We start from the raw sequence: 14,972 nt of genomic DNA on the forward strand, positions 1-14,972 counted from the left end.
TCCGTCTCATTCATTCGATGGAGTTTCCCATGCAGATCGCGGTGCTGACGTTCGACGGCTTCAACGAACTGGATTCGTTCATCGCCGCCGCGATCCTCAACCGGCTACGCGGACAGGGATGGGCGGCGCATATTACGGCACCGACGGCGCGCGTGACCTCGATGAACGGCGTCGCGATCGACCGGCAGAAGCCGCTGGAATATGCTGAAGAGGCCGATGCCGTCATCGTCGGCAGCGGCGTCCGCACGCGCGAAATCGCGGCCGATCCGGCGATCCTCGACCGGATCCGGCTCGATCCGGCACGCCAGCTTGTCGGCGCGCAATGCTCGGGGACATTGCTGCTCGCGAAGCTGGGACTGATCGGCGATCTTCCCGCCTGCACCGACCTGACGACGAAGCCCTGGGTGATCGAGGCGGGGGTAGAGGTACTCGACGCGCCCTTCGTCGCGCACGGCAATGTCGCGACCGCGGGCGGCTGTCTCGCCTCGCAATATCTCGCTGCGTGGGTCATCGCGCGCCTTGCGGACGAAGCCGCAGCGGAGGAGGCGCTCCACTATGTCGCGCCGGTCGGCGAGAAGGCGCTTTATGTCGAGCGCGCGATGGCGGCTGTCCGGCCTTTTCTGCGGCATGGTGTCGTCGCGGCCGCCTGATCTTCAAATCGCCTGGCCGCGCGGCTATGGGCGTCGGCCATGAGCTTCACCGTCGCCGCCCTCTATCGCTTCGCGCCGTTCGACGATCCCGCCGCGTTGCGCCAGCCCTTGCTGGAGCTTTGCGCCGCCAATGGGGTCATGGGCACGCTGCTGCTGGCGCGCGAAGGCATCAACGGGACGATCGCGGGCAGCGAAACCGGTATCGCCGCGGTCGTCGCGCATATCCGCGCGCTTCCCGGCTGCGCTGACCTCGACGTCAAATATTCGATGGCGGCGGCGATGCCCTTCGGGCGCCTCAAGGTCCGGCTGAAAAAGGAAATCGTGACGATGAAGGTGCCGGGAATCGACCCGGCGCGCGAGGTCGGCGCCTATGTCGATCCCGCCGACTGGAACGCGCTGGTCGACGATCCCGACACGGTGCTGATCGACACGCGCAACGATTTCGAGGTCGGCTACGGCAGTTTCGACGGCGCGATCAACCCGCGCACCCGCAGTTTCGGCGATTTTCCCGACTGGTGGCGCGCCAATGCCGATCGCTTCGCGGGCAAGCGCGTCGCGATGTTCTGCACCGGCGGGATTCGCTGCGAGAAATCGACCGCCTTCCTGAAGCGCGAGGGCGTCGCCGACGTGGTCCATCTGAAGGGCGGCATCCTCGCCTATCTCGAACAGGTGCCCGAGGCGGAGAGCCGCTGGCACGGAAACTGCTTCGTCTTCGACGAGCGCGTCGGCGTCGGCCACGGGCTGGTGGAGATGGGGGAGAAGGCGTAGAGATGCGCGCGATTTGGCGTGGACATGTGCGGGACACGGCTTCAGGTCAATCCTTGCAGCCTCTTTCGACCATGTTAGGTTGTTTAGATGGAAATGATCGAGCTAAGCAAGTCGAAGCCGTCGGTTCGTGAACGGGCGGATGCCATAAAATCCTTCCGCTGCAAGAATCTGATCGCCGTTATCGAAAGCCCGTCCGACATCCGGAATATCGGGACCGTCATTCGCAATGTGAACGCGCTTGGCGTCGAAAAAGTCTATATCGTCGATCCGCGCAAAGCCCTTCCGGAGGATTGGCAGGACATGCGCTCGCGTAAGTCGCTCTCCCAGACTTCGGTGTCTGCCGTCAAATGGACTTTCGTCAAACGCTTCGACAGCACGGCCGAATGCCTCGATCACCTGGAAAAGCAGGGCTTTGTTTCAGTTGCGACCTCGCCCCAAGTAAAGGGAAAGAAAAGCGTTTATCTTCATGAAGGCGATTACACCCGGCATACCAAGCTCGCCGTGTGGTTCGGTAATGAAAAACGTGGGATCAGCGACATCGCGGTAGAGCGTAGCGAGATGTGCATCGCGATCCCGATGTTCGGCATGATAGAGAGCCTCAACCTTGGAACCAGTTCTGGCATCGTCCTTTACGAGGTGACGAAACAGAGGCGCGAGTATCAAAGTCGCTATCGACGAAGCCGGTTCAAAGGGGAACGAGGCACCCCTCTTCCCACGGTCATGCCTCTGGTGCTGGCTGACGAAGCTGCCGATCCGACGGCTTGATCGGGCCGCGGCTCTGGAAGAATTTTGCCGTGGCCGGCCTTCCGGCTCCATGAATGGTCGCGAGGCCGGGCAACGTCCCTTTCCGTCAATCCTTACCTCACCCCACCGCACGCGCCGCGCCATATTCGATCCAGCCGAACGGGCGCGGGGTCTTGGGCATATAGTGCGCGGCCTGTCGATCGACCGCAAAGCCGGCCTTGGCATAGGCGTCGGAAATCGGCCGCGTCAGGTGGCAATTGCCGCCGATGCGCTTCCACACCGGCTCGATCCGCCGCTGCCATTTCGCGACCCCCGCGTCGGGTGCGCCGCCATGTTCGAGGAACAGCGCGGTGCCACCGGGTTTCAGAACCCGGCGAATCTCCGCCAGTACCGCCGCCTGATCAGCGACCGAGCACAGGGTGAAGGTGGTGACGACGGTGTCGAAGCGTCCGCTGTCGAAGGGCATCGCCTCGCCGACCCCGCCCGCGATCGTCGCCTCGATCCCGCGCTCCTGCGCCGCGGCGCGGCTCATGGCGAGCAGCTCGGGCGACGGGTCGAGGCCCGTGAAGCTGGAGACCCGGCTCCAATCATAGAATTCCATGTTGATGCCGCCACCGCAGCCGAGTTCCAGCACGTCGCCCGACGCGTTCGGGACGACCTTGCTGCGCGCCTTCATGATCTGACCCTGCGAACAGGCGCAGCGGATCAGGCGCGGTACGGCGTGACGGTCCCACCAGCTAGCCATTGTCTCTCTCCCCTTGGCGCGCAGCCTGTCCCTTGCTAGCGCGCTTGGCAACACCCATCTGACCGGGCGGTTCGATTGTCGAAGAGACGGTCGAAACGCTCATCGATCACGCAGCAACAGGACGATCATGCCCACCACTCACCACACCAAGATGCTCATCCTCGGCTCGGGTCCGGCGGGCCTGTCGGCCGCCATCTATGCCGCGCGTGCCGGGATGCAGCCGATCGTGGTCCAGGGGCTCCAGCCCGGCGGCCAGTTGACCATCACCACCGACGTCGAAAATTATCCCGGTTTCGCCGAGGTGATTCAGGGCCCCTGGCTGATGGAACAGATGACCGCGCAGGCGGTCCATGTCGGGACCAGCATGATCTGGGACACGATCGTCGACGTCGACCTGTCGCAACGCCCCTTCCGGCTCATCGGTGACGGCGGCGACGTCTATGTCGCCGAAACGCTGGTGATCGCGACCGGCGCGCAGGCGAAATGGCTGGGAGTTCCCGGCGAGCAGGAACTGGGCGGCAAGGGCGTGTCGGCCTGCGCGACGTGCGACGGCTTCTTCTATCGCGGCAAGAAAGTGGTGGTGATCGGCGGCGGCAATACCGCGGTCGAGGAGGCGCTCTACCTCACCAACCACAGCGACGACGTGACGCTGATCCACCGTCGCGATTCGCTGCGCGCCGAAAAGATATTGCAGGACCGGCTGCTCGCCAATCCGAAGATCAAGGTCATCTGGAACAAGAAGGTCGATCGCTTCGTCGCGGGCGAAGGCGCCGCGGGGCTGGTCGGTGTCGACCTGATCGACACCGTCACCGGCGAAGCGAGCCACGAGCCCACCGACGGCGGCTTCGTCGCGATCGGGCACAAACCCTCGACCGAATTGTTCGTCGGCAAGCTGCCGCTCGACGATGACGGCTATCTGCAGGTGACGCCCGGCACCTCGCTGACCGCCGTTCCCGGCGTCTTCGCGGCGGGCGACGTGACCGACAAGGTCTACCGCCAGGCGGTGACCGCGGCAGGCATGGGCTGCATGGCCGCCCTCGACGCCGAACGCTTCCTTGCCGAGGCGGAGTATCGCGCCACGGTGGATGCGTAAACGGAGCCCGAACGGAGAGGCTTCGGTCAAAGCTGACATTCAGATTTCGTCGGCACCCTGAACTTGTCTGGTGTTTATACCCCTGAGACAGGGACGTTGGTGATCCCCGGCGAAAGCCGGGGTCCATGCGAGGCAGGCGCACGTAGCTGGACCCCGGCTTTTGCCGGGGAACGGTTACCTGTCGACGCTGGCCATGGAAGCTGAAACGAGTTCAGCATGACGATTTTGGAACGGGCAGTTCCTTGTCCCGAACCGGACGTCAGCCCAGTCTTTCCAATATCCGTGTCGCCAGCCAGTCGCCATCCGCACCCGCAAAGCTGTGTGATGCGCTGTCGAGCCGTTCGACCGGCAGCGCGTCCGGCCTGCAATTCTCCGCAAATGCCTGTGCCGTCCGGTCGCCCGTGGCGAGCAGGATCGTGGCGGGGCAGGGAAGCGCCGCCATCGCCTTGTCGAGCCGCGCGGCAAGGCTGTCGGGAGCCGTTTCCGGCTTCCGCCTGCCGAGCGCCGACAGGCCGCGCGCCAGCTTGCGAAGATCGATCTCGCCCTTCACCAGCCTGAGCAGGCTTTTGGGGTCTTTCAGCCGCGACAGATAGCGCGCCCGGATCGCCGCCGCCGGCGGCAGCGCCGGTTCGGCGTCCGCTTCGTCGTCGGCTTCCGCATCATAGGTCCACGGGTTGGCAAGGATCAGCGCGTCGAGCGGCAGCGGCTGATGGAGCAGCAGCGCGCTCGCCGCGTCGCAATTGCCGAAGGCGACGATCCGCGCGACCTGCGGCGCCGCGGTGCGAAAGGCGGCGATGGCGGCGGCGATGTCGGGGGCGCTCGACTCGAAGCCGCCGTTATCGTCCTCGCTGTCGCCGATGCCGCGGCGGTCGAAGCGAAAGACCGGATGACCGGCGTCGGCAATCCGCCGCGCGAGTATCGCCATGCCGCGATGCGCGCCGCTGCGGATTTCGTTGCCGCCCGACACGATCAGCAGCCCGCTCGTTCCCGGCGCGTCGTCGAGCGTCGCAGCAAGCGCCGCACCCTCGCAGGCAAAACTCAGCTGATGCCGCATGCCGCCCCCCAGGCCGCGATGTCGGCGGCGATCGCGTGCGCCATCGCGGCATCCTCGCCCGGCTCGGCGCGCAGCCACAATGGCGTGCCCGGCAGCGCGCCATCGCCGCTGCCGAGTGTGAGGCTGCGCAACGGCGCGACCGCCTGGACCTCGGCGCCGCCAAGCTGGGCGATCATCGCGGGCGACAGCAGATTGCCTGCGAGCAGCAGCGGGGCATTGCGCGCTTCGGCTTGCAGGTTTTCGAGCGACGAGGATTTTCCAGCCTCGCGGTCGGCACTGACGCGCGCGCGCAGCAGCGTGCGGAGCAGTGACGCGCCGGCGACCGGGGCCAGCCGCCAATGGGCCGCGGCCTTGGCGCGATGATCGACCAGGCAGCCGCCGCGCAGCGACGCGACGATCAGCGGGCCGTCGATTCGCTCTGCGACCGCGGCCAGCGCTTCGATCCAGCGCGCCAGATCGACCTCGACGAGCGGGGTCAGGCTTTCATTCTGTCCGGGCAGGTCGGGCAGCAGCGCGGCGAATCCGTCGGCCGCCAGCGCGCGCATCGCCAGCACCAGCGTGCGGCGCGTGCGGTTCGCTTCCTCGAATAGCGGCGGGACGAACAGGACGGTCGCGCGCGGCGTTCCGGCGGGGTCTATGCGCAGCCGATGACCGTCCATGCGCCCCCGCCTATCCTATGAACCTCGAACCTTGCGCTCGGCAAAGGCGAGCAGGTGGCCATAGGTTTCGAATATCTCGCCGTCGATCTCGTCGTCGTCGATCAGGATGCCGAGGCGATCTTCCATCTCGGTGAGGACGGTCGCGACCGCCATCGAATCGAATTCGGGCAGTTCGCCGAACAGGCCGCTGTCGGCGGTTAGCGCGGCGGCGCGCTCTTCGCCCAGGCCGAGGATGTCGGCGAGCAGGGCGCGAAGTTGGGTATCGACGGGTTCGGTCACGATCCTGATCCTCATTCGCGCCCGAGGACCGAACGCGCAAAAGCCTTGAGTCCCGGTCCCCATGCCGCGATGCGCGCCGGATTGAAAGCCTCGATATGCCACAGCGGTTCGTGCCGGTTCATCCAGTCGCGCTTGTAGGCGTCGTTGCCGGTGCCGAAATCGACCCGGCACACGCGGTCGACTTCGATGACGTGGCGGAACAGCGCCGCCGACAGCAAGGTCCCCGGCGACGCTTTCAGGCTGTCCTCGACATGCGCGAGCTTGTGGATGAAGGCAGTGCCGTCCTCGACGGTCCAATATTGCGCGGCGACCGGCGCGCCCTCGATGCGCGCGAGCCCCATGCGAAAGGTACCGCGCGCGCTTTCGGCCTCGGCAAAGGCGCGCAGCAGCGCGGGGTCGCCTTCCTCCGGCTTCCAGCTCGCGGCGTATATCGCTTCATAGGCCGCCCACGCGTCGGCGTCGAAGGCGGTGAACAGTTCGATGTCGACCACGCCCTTCTTCGCCTTGCGCCGGACGGTGCTGCGCAGCGCGCCGGGGCGGCTCTCCCACCAGCCGTCATGATCGAGACCCGACAGGTCGAGCCAGTGCCGGTCGCCTTTCGGGCCGGCCTTCACCCACCAGCCCGCCGAGCGCAACGCGGAGGCGACGGCCTCCTGTTCGGCATCGGGAACGGGGTAGAGGGTCAGCCGCACGGCGCGCCGGCGCAGCGCCGCGAACAGGTCCGCGAGCGCCGCCGGGCGGTCGCCATCGCCGGTGTAGAGCGGCCGGATCGCGAAGCTGTACCAGTTGGTCAGCCCGGCATAATGGCCCGGCCGTTCGATGCGCAGGGGCAGGAGGGCGTGCGTGTCGCCGGCCGTGCCGCGCGCGTCATGGCGTCCCGCACCGGCAAAGCCATGCGCCGCGAGCAGATCGAACCACTCTTCGCGGTCGAAGGGCGAGGCGAAGCCAGCGCCCCGCGCCGGGGGGCGTTTCGCATCATTAGCGGGATGTTCACCGTTCCCTTGCATGGTCGCGCGCTCTATCACCCGTCTCCTAACAGCCGATGACCAAGATCGAAAATCCTCCGTCGCATCCGATCGACCATCTCGCGCTGCGCGGCGTTCCCGACGCGCCCGCGCTGCTGATCGGCGAGCGCGTCCTGTCCTTCGCCGACTTCGATGCCGGGGTCGGGCGGCTGGCCGCCTGGCTGCGCGAGCGCGCGGGCGGTCCGGGCGAGCGCGTCGCAAGCTGGGGCGCGAAGACGCGGGCGATCTGCCTGATGCCGCTCGCCGCGGCGCGCGCCGGGCTGATCCATGTGCCCGTCAACCCGCTGCTCAAGGGACCGCAGGTCGCGCATATACTGGCCGACAGCGGTGCGACGCTGCTCGTCACCAACGCGCCGCGCGCCGACATGCTCGGCGACGGCCGGCCGGCGGATTGCGCGTTCGAGGATCTGAAGGCCGCCGAAACGGCGATCGATTCGGACGGGCCGGCGCTGCCGCCCTCGCGGGCCGGAACGGACGAACTGGCCGCGATCCTCTACACCAGCGGATCGACCGGGCGTCCCAAGGGCGTGATGCTGAGCCACGCCAACCTGTGGCTGGGGGCAGAGAGCGTCGCCTCCTATCTGAAGATCGCGCCCGACGACCGCGTGCTTGCGGTGCTGCCGCTCAGCTTCGACTATGGCCAGAACCAGCTTCTTTCGACCTGGTACGCGGGCGGGGCGGTCGCGCCGCTCGACTATCTGACCCCGCGCGACGTGGTGAAGGCCGTGGCGCGATACCGCGCAACGACGCTGGCGGGGGTGCCGCCGCTGTGGGTGCAACTCGTCGAAAGCGACTGGCCCGCCGATACTGCCGCCCTGCTGCGCCGCCTGACCAACAGCGGCGGCGCGCTGACCCCGACGCTCATCGATGCGATGCGCGACACCTTTCCGAATGCCGCCATCTACCCGATGTACGGACTGACCGAGGCGTTCCGGTCGACCTGGCTCGACCCGGCGCTCGTGGCGTCGCATCCGACCTCGATGGGCCGCGCGATCCCCCATGCCGAAATCCTGGTGTGCCGCCCCGACGGCAGCGTGACCGACGACGACGAGCCGGGCGAACTGGTGCATTGCGGACCGCTCGTCGCGCAGGGTTACTGGCGCGACGCCGAACGCACCGCAGAGCGTTTTCGCCCCGCACCGCCGGCCTCGCGCCATGGCGGCATCGCGGTCTGGTCGGGCGACACCGTGCGCCGCGATGCCGAGGGCCTGCTGACCTTCGTTGGCCGCGACGATGCGATGATCAAGACTGCGGGCAATCGCGTCAGCCCCACCGAGGTCGAGGATGCGGCCGTCGCCTCCGGCCTTGTTTACGAGGCGGTCGCTTTCGGCATCCCCGATGCGCGGCTCGGCGCCGCGATCGTGCTGATCGTGCGCGGCAGGGGGGGCGATGCGGATCGTGACGGGCTGGCGGCGTGGCTGCGCCAGACGCTGCCCAACTTCATGCAGCCGCAGACGATCGAGTGGCGCGACACTCTGCCGCGCAATCCCAACGGCAAGCTCGACCGCGTCGCGATCGCTGCGGACTGGACGCGGCAGGTGGCGGCATGAAGCCGCACGGCCCGATCCCGCCCGGCTTCGCCGCCGACGCCGACGGCATGCTGCTGATCGGGGGCGCGCGCGCGGACCGGCTTGCCGATGCTGCGGGCGACACGCCGCTGTTCGTCTATGTCGGCGCGCTGCTGGCGGCGCGGATCGCCGAATGGCGCGCCGCATTTCCCGAAACGGTGCAGCTTCACTATGCCATGAAGGCGAACCCCTATCCGCCATTGCTCGCCTTCATGGCGGAGCGGGTCGACGGGTTCGACGTCGCCTCGGGCGGCGAATTGCGGGCCGCGCTGGCGAGCGGCATGGCGGCCGAACACATCAGCTTTGCCGGACCCGGCAAGCGCGACCGCGAACTGGAAGCGGCGATCGCGGCGGGCGCGACGCTCAACCTCGAATCGGCGGGCGAGGCGACCCGCGCGCTCGCTGTCGCCGCGCGGCTCGGCATCACGCCGCGGCTGGCGGTGCGGGTCAATCCCGACTTCGACCTCAAGGGATCGGGGATGAAGATGGGCGGCGGCGCCAAGCCGTTCGGCGTCGATGCGGCGGAGGTCCCGGCGCTGGTGCGGCGGCTGATCGACGCCGGTGCCGATTGGCGGGGTTTCCACATTTTCGCCGGATCGCAGGCGCTGGACGCCGCCGCCATCGCGGAGACGCAGGGGCAGACGGTGGCGCTCGCGGCGCGGCTGGCGAACGACGTCGGTGCGCCGCCGCCGCTCGTCAACATCGGCGGCGGTATGGGCGTGCCCTATTTTCCCGGCGATACCGCGGTGGATGCTGTGGCGGTCGGCGCCGCACTCGCCGATACGCTGGCGGCGCGCGATCCGGTGCTGGCGACCAGCCGCTTCGCGATGGAACTTGGCCGCTGGCTCGTCGCCGAAGCCGGCGTCTACCTGACGCGGATCGTCGATCGCAAGGTCAGCCACGGCGAAACCTTCCTCGTCACCGATGGCGGACTCCACCATCAACTGGCGGCAAGCGGCAATTTCGGCACCGTGATCCGGCGCAACTATCCGATCGCGCTTGCCAACCGCTTCGGCGGCGAGCCGGCCGAGACGGTGTCGGTAGTGGGCTGTCTGTGCACGCCGCTCGATCGGCTGGGCGATCAGGTTGCGCTACCCGCGGCACAAGTCGGCGATCTTGTTGCGCTTTTTCAGGCGGGCGCCTATGGCGCCACGGCGAGCCCGGCAGCTTTTCTCGGCCAGGGACCGGCGCGCGAAATGCTCGTCTAGACGGCGATTTCTGTTCCGAACAGGGACAGTTTGCGACAAGCGCGGCGCGAACCTACCCCAATACTAACGGTATGTTCACCCTTTTCGAGCATGGCTGACCCCGACGCAATGGATGTCATTGCGGGTTCCGGCGCGTTTCCGGGCCCGCGAGGGCGCCCGGCTATGCGAAAGGTGATATGAACATGCGATCCTTCCCCTCGCTCCGCGCCGCCCGCGCCGCGCTGGTTTCCGGCATCGCCGCGACCGCGCTGACCGGCTGCATGAGCGCCGGAACCGCGCCGCAATTGCCGAGCGCCAATTTCGTCGCGAACCAGGAAGGGCCGGGCGAGGAATATATCATCGGGCCGCTCGACGAACTGCAGATTTTCGTGTGGCGCAATCCGGAACTCGGCGGCAAGGTCCAGGTGCGTCCCGACGGGCGGATCACGACGCCGCTGATCACCGACATGCCCGCGGTCGGCAAGACGCCGACGATGCTTCAGCAGGACATCAAGCTGGCGCTCGGCCAATATATCACCGACCCGATCGTCAGCGTCATCGTCACCAGCTTCAACAGCACCTTCTCGCAGCAGGTGCGCATCGTCGGCGCGACGGAGAAGCCGGCGTCGATTCCCTATCGCGCCAACATGACCGTGCTCGACGCGATGATCGCCGTCGGCGGTCTCGGCGAATATGCCGCGGGCAACAAGGCGCGGCTCGTGCGCTACGATAAGGGAAGCGGCAAGCAGCACGAATATGCGCTGCGCCTCAACGATCTGATCAAGCGCGGCGACATCAAGGCCAATGTGAAGCTTCAGCCGGGCGACGTCATCATCATTCCCGAAAGCATGTTCTGACATGGACGGCCGACCCTGCCCCCCGATCCGAAGGACTGAACCCCGGCGATGAATGGTCTATATGACGAACTGCGGTTGGCGCTGCACAGCGTCTGGACACGCCGGTGGCTGGTGCTGGGCGTCGCCTGGGGTATCTGCATCCTCGGCTGGCTCGCGATCGCCTCGATCCCGAATCGCTACGATTCGCGGGCGCGCCTGCTCGTCGACATCAACCAGATCCTGCCCGACGATACGACCGCCGGTTTCGGCGGCCGTCAGCGGATCGATCAGATTCGCGAGACGCTGACCAGCGCGCGCAACCTCGAAAAGGTCGCGGTGACGACGGGCTTGCTGCCCGTCGGCGCGGGCGAGCGCGAGCGGGCCGGGGCGGTCGGCATGTTGCAGAAGAGCATCAAGATCGTTCCGCAACAGGATAATATCTTTGAGATCACGTCGAGCGTCGCCGTCGGCAGCCTGTCGGATGCCGACAATGCCAAGCTGGCTTCGGGGGTACTCGACAGCCTGATAACCGTTTTCCGTGACGACCAGTTGCGCGGCGGGCGCATGAACGCGCGCGAGGGGCTGAAATTCCTCGATTCGCAGATCGCCGACCGGGAAAAGGCGCTGCGCGAGGTCGAGGGTCGGCGCGCGGCCTTCGAGGCGCAGAACATCGGGCTGATTCCCGCCGGCGCCGGCTCGCCCGCGCAGCGCGTCGAAGCGGCGCGCGCCGAACTTGGTCAGATCGACACGCAGCTCGTTGCCGCGCAGGCTGCGCTTGCCGCGACCAACGGCCAGCTCGCCTCGACCCCGGCGACGATCAACGTGCCGGGTCTCGGTGCCACCGGCGGCGGCGTCGCGCGCCAGCAGCTGGCGGGCGCGCAGGCCGAACTGTCGGCGATGCGCGCGCGCGGGCTGACCGATGCGCACCCCGACGTCGTCGCGCTCAAGAGCCAGATCGCCTCGCTGAAGGCGCAGGCGGATCGCGAAGGCAGCGGCGGAAGCGCCGGCAACGCGCAGAACCCGGCTTATGGTTCGCTCGCCGCCATGCGTGCCGAGCGGCAGGCCACCGTCAGCGCGCTGAGCGCGCGCAAGGCGCAACTGACCGCCGATATCGCCAGGATCACGTCGCAGCAGATCCAGAATCCCGGCATCGCGGCGGAATATGACCGGATCAACGGCGAGTATACCGCGCTCAAGGCACAATATGACAAGCTGCTCGGGCAGCGCGAGCAGGTGCGCCTCCGCGGCGACGTGCAGACGGAAACCGACGCGATCCGCGTCGAGCTGCTCGATCCGCCGACCAAGCCGACCAGCCCCGCCGCGCCCAATCGCCCGCTGTTCCTGACCGGCGTCCTGCTCGCGGGTCTTGCCGGCGGCATCGGCGTGGCCTTTGGCCTCGCGCAGGTCCGCACCAGCTACGCGACGGCGGGCAAGCTCGAACGCGCAAGCGGACTGCCGGTGATCGGCTCGATCACCGAGGTGGTGACGCCCGAACGGCATGTCGAACGACGCAAGCGATTGATGTGGCTCGCGGGCGGGGCGGGCGCGCTCGTCGGCCTCTACGCCCTGCTGCTCGTCGCCGAGTTCGTCCAGCGCGGCATGGTCGCGTGAGCGGGGAGAAGGACATGAACGACCAACGCCCCGTCAAGCGCCCGCCGTCGCTGCTCGAACGCGCCGCCGACATGTTCGGCCTCGACCCCGCGGCGAACGCGCCGACGATCGACGTATCGAAGCTGCCGCCCGAGCCCGAGAAGAAGAAGGCGAAGGCCCGGCCGGCGCCCGCCGCCGAAACGCCGCAGGCGGAGGCATTGCCTCCCGAAGCCGTGGTCGAGGCCGCCCCCGCGATCGATCCCGCGCCGGCGAAACCTTCGCCGCGCAAGGAGGTCGCCAAGGCCGCGCCCGCGGTCGTGCCGACGCGCCAGGGGACGATCGACCGCGAGCGGCTTGCCGCGCGCGGCATGATCGTGCCCGGCGCGCCCGTCACCGGGATCGCCGAGGAATATCGTATCGTGAAGCGCGAGTTGATCCGCAACTTCGCGGGAACGGCGAACCGCCCGGTCGTGCCGCGCGGCCACCGCGTGCTGATCGCTTCGGCCAATCCGGGCGAGGGCAAGACCTTCTCCGCGGTCAATCTCGCGCTCAGCCTCGCGGTCGAGGCCGATCATGACGTGCTGCTCGTCGATGCCGACATCGCGAAGCCGAGCGTGCTCGAAACGCTGGGGCTGGAGGATGGGCCGGGCCTGATGGACGCGCTCGCCGATCCGCATCTGACGCTCGGCGATTGCCTGATCCAGACCGACATTCCGGGGCTGAAGGTCATGCCTGCCGGAACGCAGCATACGCACGATACCGAACTGCTCGCCTCCGCGCGCACAGAGGCGCTGATCGCCCAGCTCGAAGCGGGTGCGCCGGGGCGCATCATCATCTTCGATTCGCCGCCGGTGCTGGCGGCATCGCCGGCCGCGGTGCTCGCCGGCCATGTGGGGCAGCTCATCATGATCGTGCGCGCCGACGAAACGCTCGAATCGGCACTGCGCGACGCGATCGGACTGATGGGCGCCTGCCCGCACGTTCAGTTGCTGCTCAACGGCGTCAAATATTCACCGGGCGGTCGCCGCTTCGGCACCTATTACGGACAGGGAGGCGCGTCATGATGCGCACAACCAGCTTGCGCCGCGTGGGCGCGATCGCAGCGCTGCTGCTCGCCGGCACCGCGACCGGTGCGCACGCGCAATTTTCGGGCGATGGCGGTCCGGAGGCGGACGAGGCCCCCGCTGCGCCTTCCGCAGCCGGCGCGGGTTCGCGGTCGCGCGGACAGAAGAAGGTCGACGTGTCGCCCTATCTCGAAATCGGGCAGGTGCTGACCGCCGAGCTCAAGGGCGGCGGCGACGTGCTGACCTACACGACCGTTGCGGCCGGGGTCGACGCCGCGATCGTCACCCGCCGCGCCGAGCTGGCGGCAACGCTGCGCTACGAGCATCAGTTCGCCGAATCGCGCGGCTACAGCGATCAGGATATCATCAGCGGTCTGGCGCGCGGGCGGCTCGAACTCGTGCGCGGCCTCAACCTCGAAGGCGGCGCGCTCGCGACGCGAACGCGTGCCGACGGGCAGGGCGCCGACAACGGCATCTTCAACGGCCGCGCCACGAACGTCGCAAACCTCTATTCATTCTACGCCGGCCCGACACTGGTGCAGCGCATTGGCGATCTCGACATCGGGGCCGGCTATCGCTTTGGTTACACCAAAGTAGACGTAGAGGCGCCCGCGCTACTGCCTGGCGGTGCTGCGCGGCAGAATGTCTTCGACAGCTCGACGAACCATGCGGCGTGGGCCAGCATCGGCCAGCGGCCGGGCAATCTGCCCTTCGGCTGGCAGCTTTCGGGCGGCTACGAACGCGAGGATGCAAGCCAACTAGACCAGCGCTTCGAAGGCAAATATGCGCGCGCCGACATCACCGTCCCGATCAGCCCGACCGTCGCATTGCTTGGCGGTGTCGGCTATGAGGACATCGAGATCGGTCAGCGCGACCCTGTGCTCGACACGAACGGCATTCCGGTTCTCGACGCCAATGGCCGCTACGTCACCGACAAATCGAGCCCGCGCCAGCTTTCCTTCGATACCGACGGGCTGATCTGGGACGCAGGCGTCATGTGGCAGCCGAGCCGCCGCACCTCGCTGACCGCGCGCGTCGGCCGCCGTTATGGCGATACCATTTATACCGGCAGCTTCACCTATCGTCCCGATCACGCGACGCTGGTGCAGGTCGGCCTCTATGACGGCCTTTCCAGCTTCGGACGCGGCCTGTCGGGCGGGCTTGCCGCGCTCCCGACCCAGTTCGACCCGTCGCGCAACCCGGTCGGTGGCGACATCAATCCCTGTGTCTTCGGCCAGCAGAGCGCCGGATGCCTCAATCCGCAGCTCGGCAGCGCAACGGCGTTCCAGTTCCGCAGCCGCGGCGTTCAGGCGATGTACTCTTCGCGCTACGGGCGTTGGACCTATGGCGTCGGTGTCGGCTATGACCAGCGACGCTTGCTGGCACCGGCACTGTCGGCGATCGCCGATTTCGACGGTGTGAAGGATGAAAGCTATTATCTCTTCCTGTCGGCGGGCCGCGAACTCGGCGCCGATGCAAGCCTCAGCCTTGCGGGTTACGTCAACTATTTCGACAATGGCGCGCCGGGGGCCGGCGATGTGCGGTCGGGTGGGGTTTCGGCGGCTTATTCGCGTAGATTCTGGCGCGGGTTGACCGGAACCGCGGCGGCGGCGCTGAATGCGTTCGACCAGGACGGCTTCAACAGCCAGCTTATCGGTTCGGCGCTCGTCGGCCTGCGCTATAATTTCTGATCCAGACTCCCGGGGATAG

Annotated in this window: 15 protein-coding genes; 10 read left to right on the forward strand and 5 right to left on the reverse strand. The window is 67.5% G+C overall.

The annotated features are described in order from the left end of the window. The first annotated feature begins 29 nt into the window (after window positions 1–29). From C3E99_RS05155 to C3E99_RS05165, 3 genes are all read left to right on the forward strand, one after another. The gene (locus tag C3E99_RS05155) at window positions 30–650 is read left to right on the forward strand and encodes a DJ-1/PfpI family protein (RefSeq protein WP_067112040.1); all 621 of its coding nucleotides are present in this window, start codon (window positions 30–32) and stop codon (window positions 648–650) included. Between the two features lie 39 nt (window positions 651–689). Next, window positions 690–1,418: an oxygen-dependent tRNA uridine(34) hydroxylase TrhO gene (gene trhO / locus C3E99_RS05160; RefSeq protein ID WP_104959488.1), complete on the forward strand. Its 729-nt coding sequence runs from the start codon at window positions 690–692 to the stop codon at window positions 1,416–1,418. Between the two features lie 87 nt (window positions 1,419–1,505). After that, window positions 1,506–2,183: a TrmH family RNA methyltransferase gene (locus C3E99_RS05165; RefSeq protein WP_234002609.1), complete on the forward strand. Its 678-nt coding sequence runs from the start codon at window positions 1,506–1,508 to the stop codon at window positions 2,181–2,183. A gap of 97 nt (window positions 2,184–2,280) precedes the next feature. On the opposite strand, the gene C3E99_RS05170 is transcribed toward C3E99_RS05165, so the two are convergent. After that, on the reverse strand, window positions 2,281–2,907 hold the full coding sequence (locus C3E99_RS05170; RefSeq protein WP_076075918.1) for a class I SAM-dependent methyltransferase: 627 nt from the start codon (window positions 2,905–2,907) through the stop codon (window positions 2,281–2,283). 127 nt (window positions 2,908–3,034) lie between these two features. Here C3E99_RS05170 and trxB point away from each other — a divergent pair, with 127 nt between their 5' ends. After that, window positions 3,035–4,000, forward strand: a complete 966-nt coding sequence (gene trxB / locus C3E99_RS05175) for a thioredoxin-disulfide reductase (protein ID WP_067112046.1) — start codon at window positions 3,035–3,037, stop codon at window positions 3,998–4,000. Between the two features lie 259 nt (window positions 4,001–4,259). Here trxB and C3E99_RS05180 read toward each other — a convergent pair whose 3' ends face one another. The 4 genes from C3E99_RS05180 to C3E99_RS05195 are packed head-to-tail and all read right to left on the reverse strand — an operon-like array spanning window position 4,260 to window position 6,999. Continuing rightward, window positions 4,260–5,054, reverse strand: a complete 795-nt coding sequence (locus C3E99_RS05180) for a hydrolase 1, exosortase A system-associated (protein ID WP_067111607.1) — start codon at window positions 5,052–5,054, stop codon at window positions 4,260–4,262. Further along, entirely contained in the window at window positions 5,039–5,713 is a 675-nt protein-coding gene (locus C3E99_RS05185) for a hypothetical protein (RefSeq protein ID WP_067111604.1), read from the reverse strand. Before C3E99_RS05185 ends, C3E99_RS05180 begins: the two co-directional genes overlap by 16 nt. 15 nt (window positions 5,714–5,728) lie before the next feature. Continuing rightward, window positions 5,729–5,992: an acyl carrier protein gene (locus tag C3E99_RS05190; protein WP_234002610.1), complete on the reverse strand. Its 264-nt coding sequence runs from the start codon at window positions 5,990–5,992 to the stop codon at window positions 5,729–5,731. Window positions 5,993–6,003: 11 nt separating this feature from the next. Next, on the reverse strand, window positions 6,004–6,999 hold the full coding sequence (locus C3E99_RS05195; RefSeq protein WP_076075912.1) for a GNAT family N-acetyltransferase: 996 nt from the start codon (window positions 6,997–6,999) through the stop codon (window positions 6,004–6,006). A gap of 35 nt (window positions 7,000–7,034) precedes the next feature. Here C3E99_RS05195 and C3E99_RS05200 point away from each other — a divergent pair, with 35 nt between their 5' ends. From C3E99_RS05200 to C3E99_RS05225, 6 genes are all read left to right on the forward strand, one after another. Continuing rightward, window positions 7,035–8,567, forward strand: a complete 1,533-nt coding sequence (locus tag C3E99_RS05200; protein WP_076075910.1) for an acyl-CoA ligase (AMP-forming), exosortase A system-associated — start codon at window positions 7,035–7,037, stop codon at window positions 8,565–8,567. After that, window positions 8,564–9,793: a pyridoxal-dependent decarboxylase, exosortase A system-associated gene (locus C3E99_RS05205; RefSeq protein WP_076075907.1), complete on the forward strand. Its 1,230-nt coding sequence runs from the start codon at window positions 8,564–8,566 to the stop codon at window positions 9,791–9,793. The genes C3E99_RS05200 and C3E99_RS05205 overlap by 4 nt, the downstream gene beginning before the upstream one ends. A gap of 182 nt (window positions 9,794–9,975) precedes the next feature. After that, a complete protein-coding gene (locus tag C3E99_RS05210) occupies window positions 9,976–10,629 on the forward strand; it encodes an XrtA/PEP-CTERM system exopolysaccharide export protein (protein WP_067111617.1) in 654 nt (217 codons plus the stop codon). Window positions 10,630–10,677: 48 nt separating this feature from the next. Next, window positions 10,678–12,219, forward strand: a complete 1,542-nt coding sequence (locus tag C3E99_RS05215) for an XrtA system polysaccharide chain length determinant (RefSeq protein ID WP_067111588.1) — start codon at window positions 10,678–10,680, stop codon at window positions 12,217–12,219. 14 nt (window positions 12,220–12,233) lie between these two features. Then, window positions 12,234–13,262, forward strand: coding sequence for an AAA family ATPase (locus C3E99_RS05220; protein WP_076075904.1), 1,029 nt, complete (start codon window positions 12,234–12,236; stop codon window positions 13,260–13,262). Then, window positions 13,259–14,953, forward strand: a complete 1,695-nt coding sequence (locus tag C3E99_RS05225) for a hypothetical protein (RefSeq protein WP_104959489.1) — start codon at window positions 13,259–13,261, stop codon at window positions 14,951–14,953. The genes C3E99_RS05220 and C3E99_RS05225 overlap by 4 nt, the downstream gene beginning before the upstream one ends. Window positions 14,954–14,972: the final 19 nt, after the last annotated feature.

The organism is Sphingopyxis sp. MG (genome assembly GCF_002953155.1).
GTDB lineage: Bacteria > Pseudomonadota > Alphaproteobacteria > Sphingomonadales > Sphingomonadaceae > Sphingopyxis > Sphingopyxis granuli.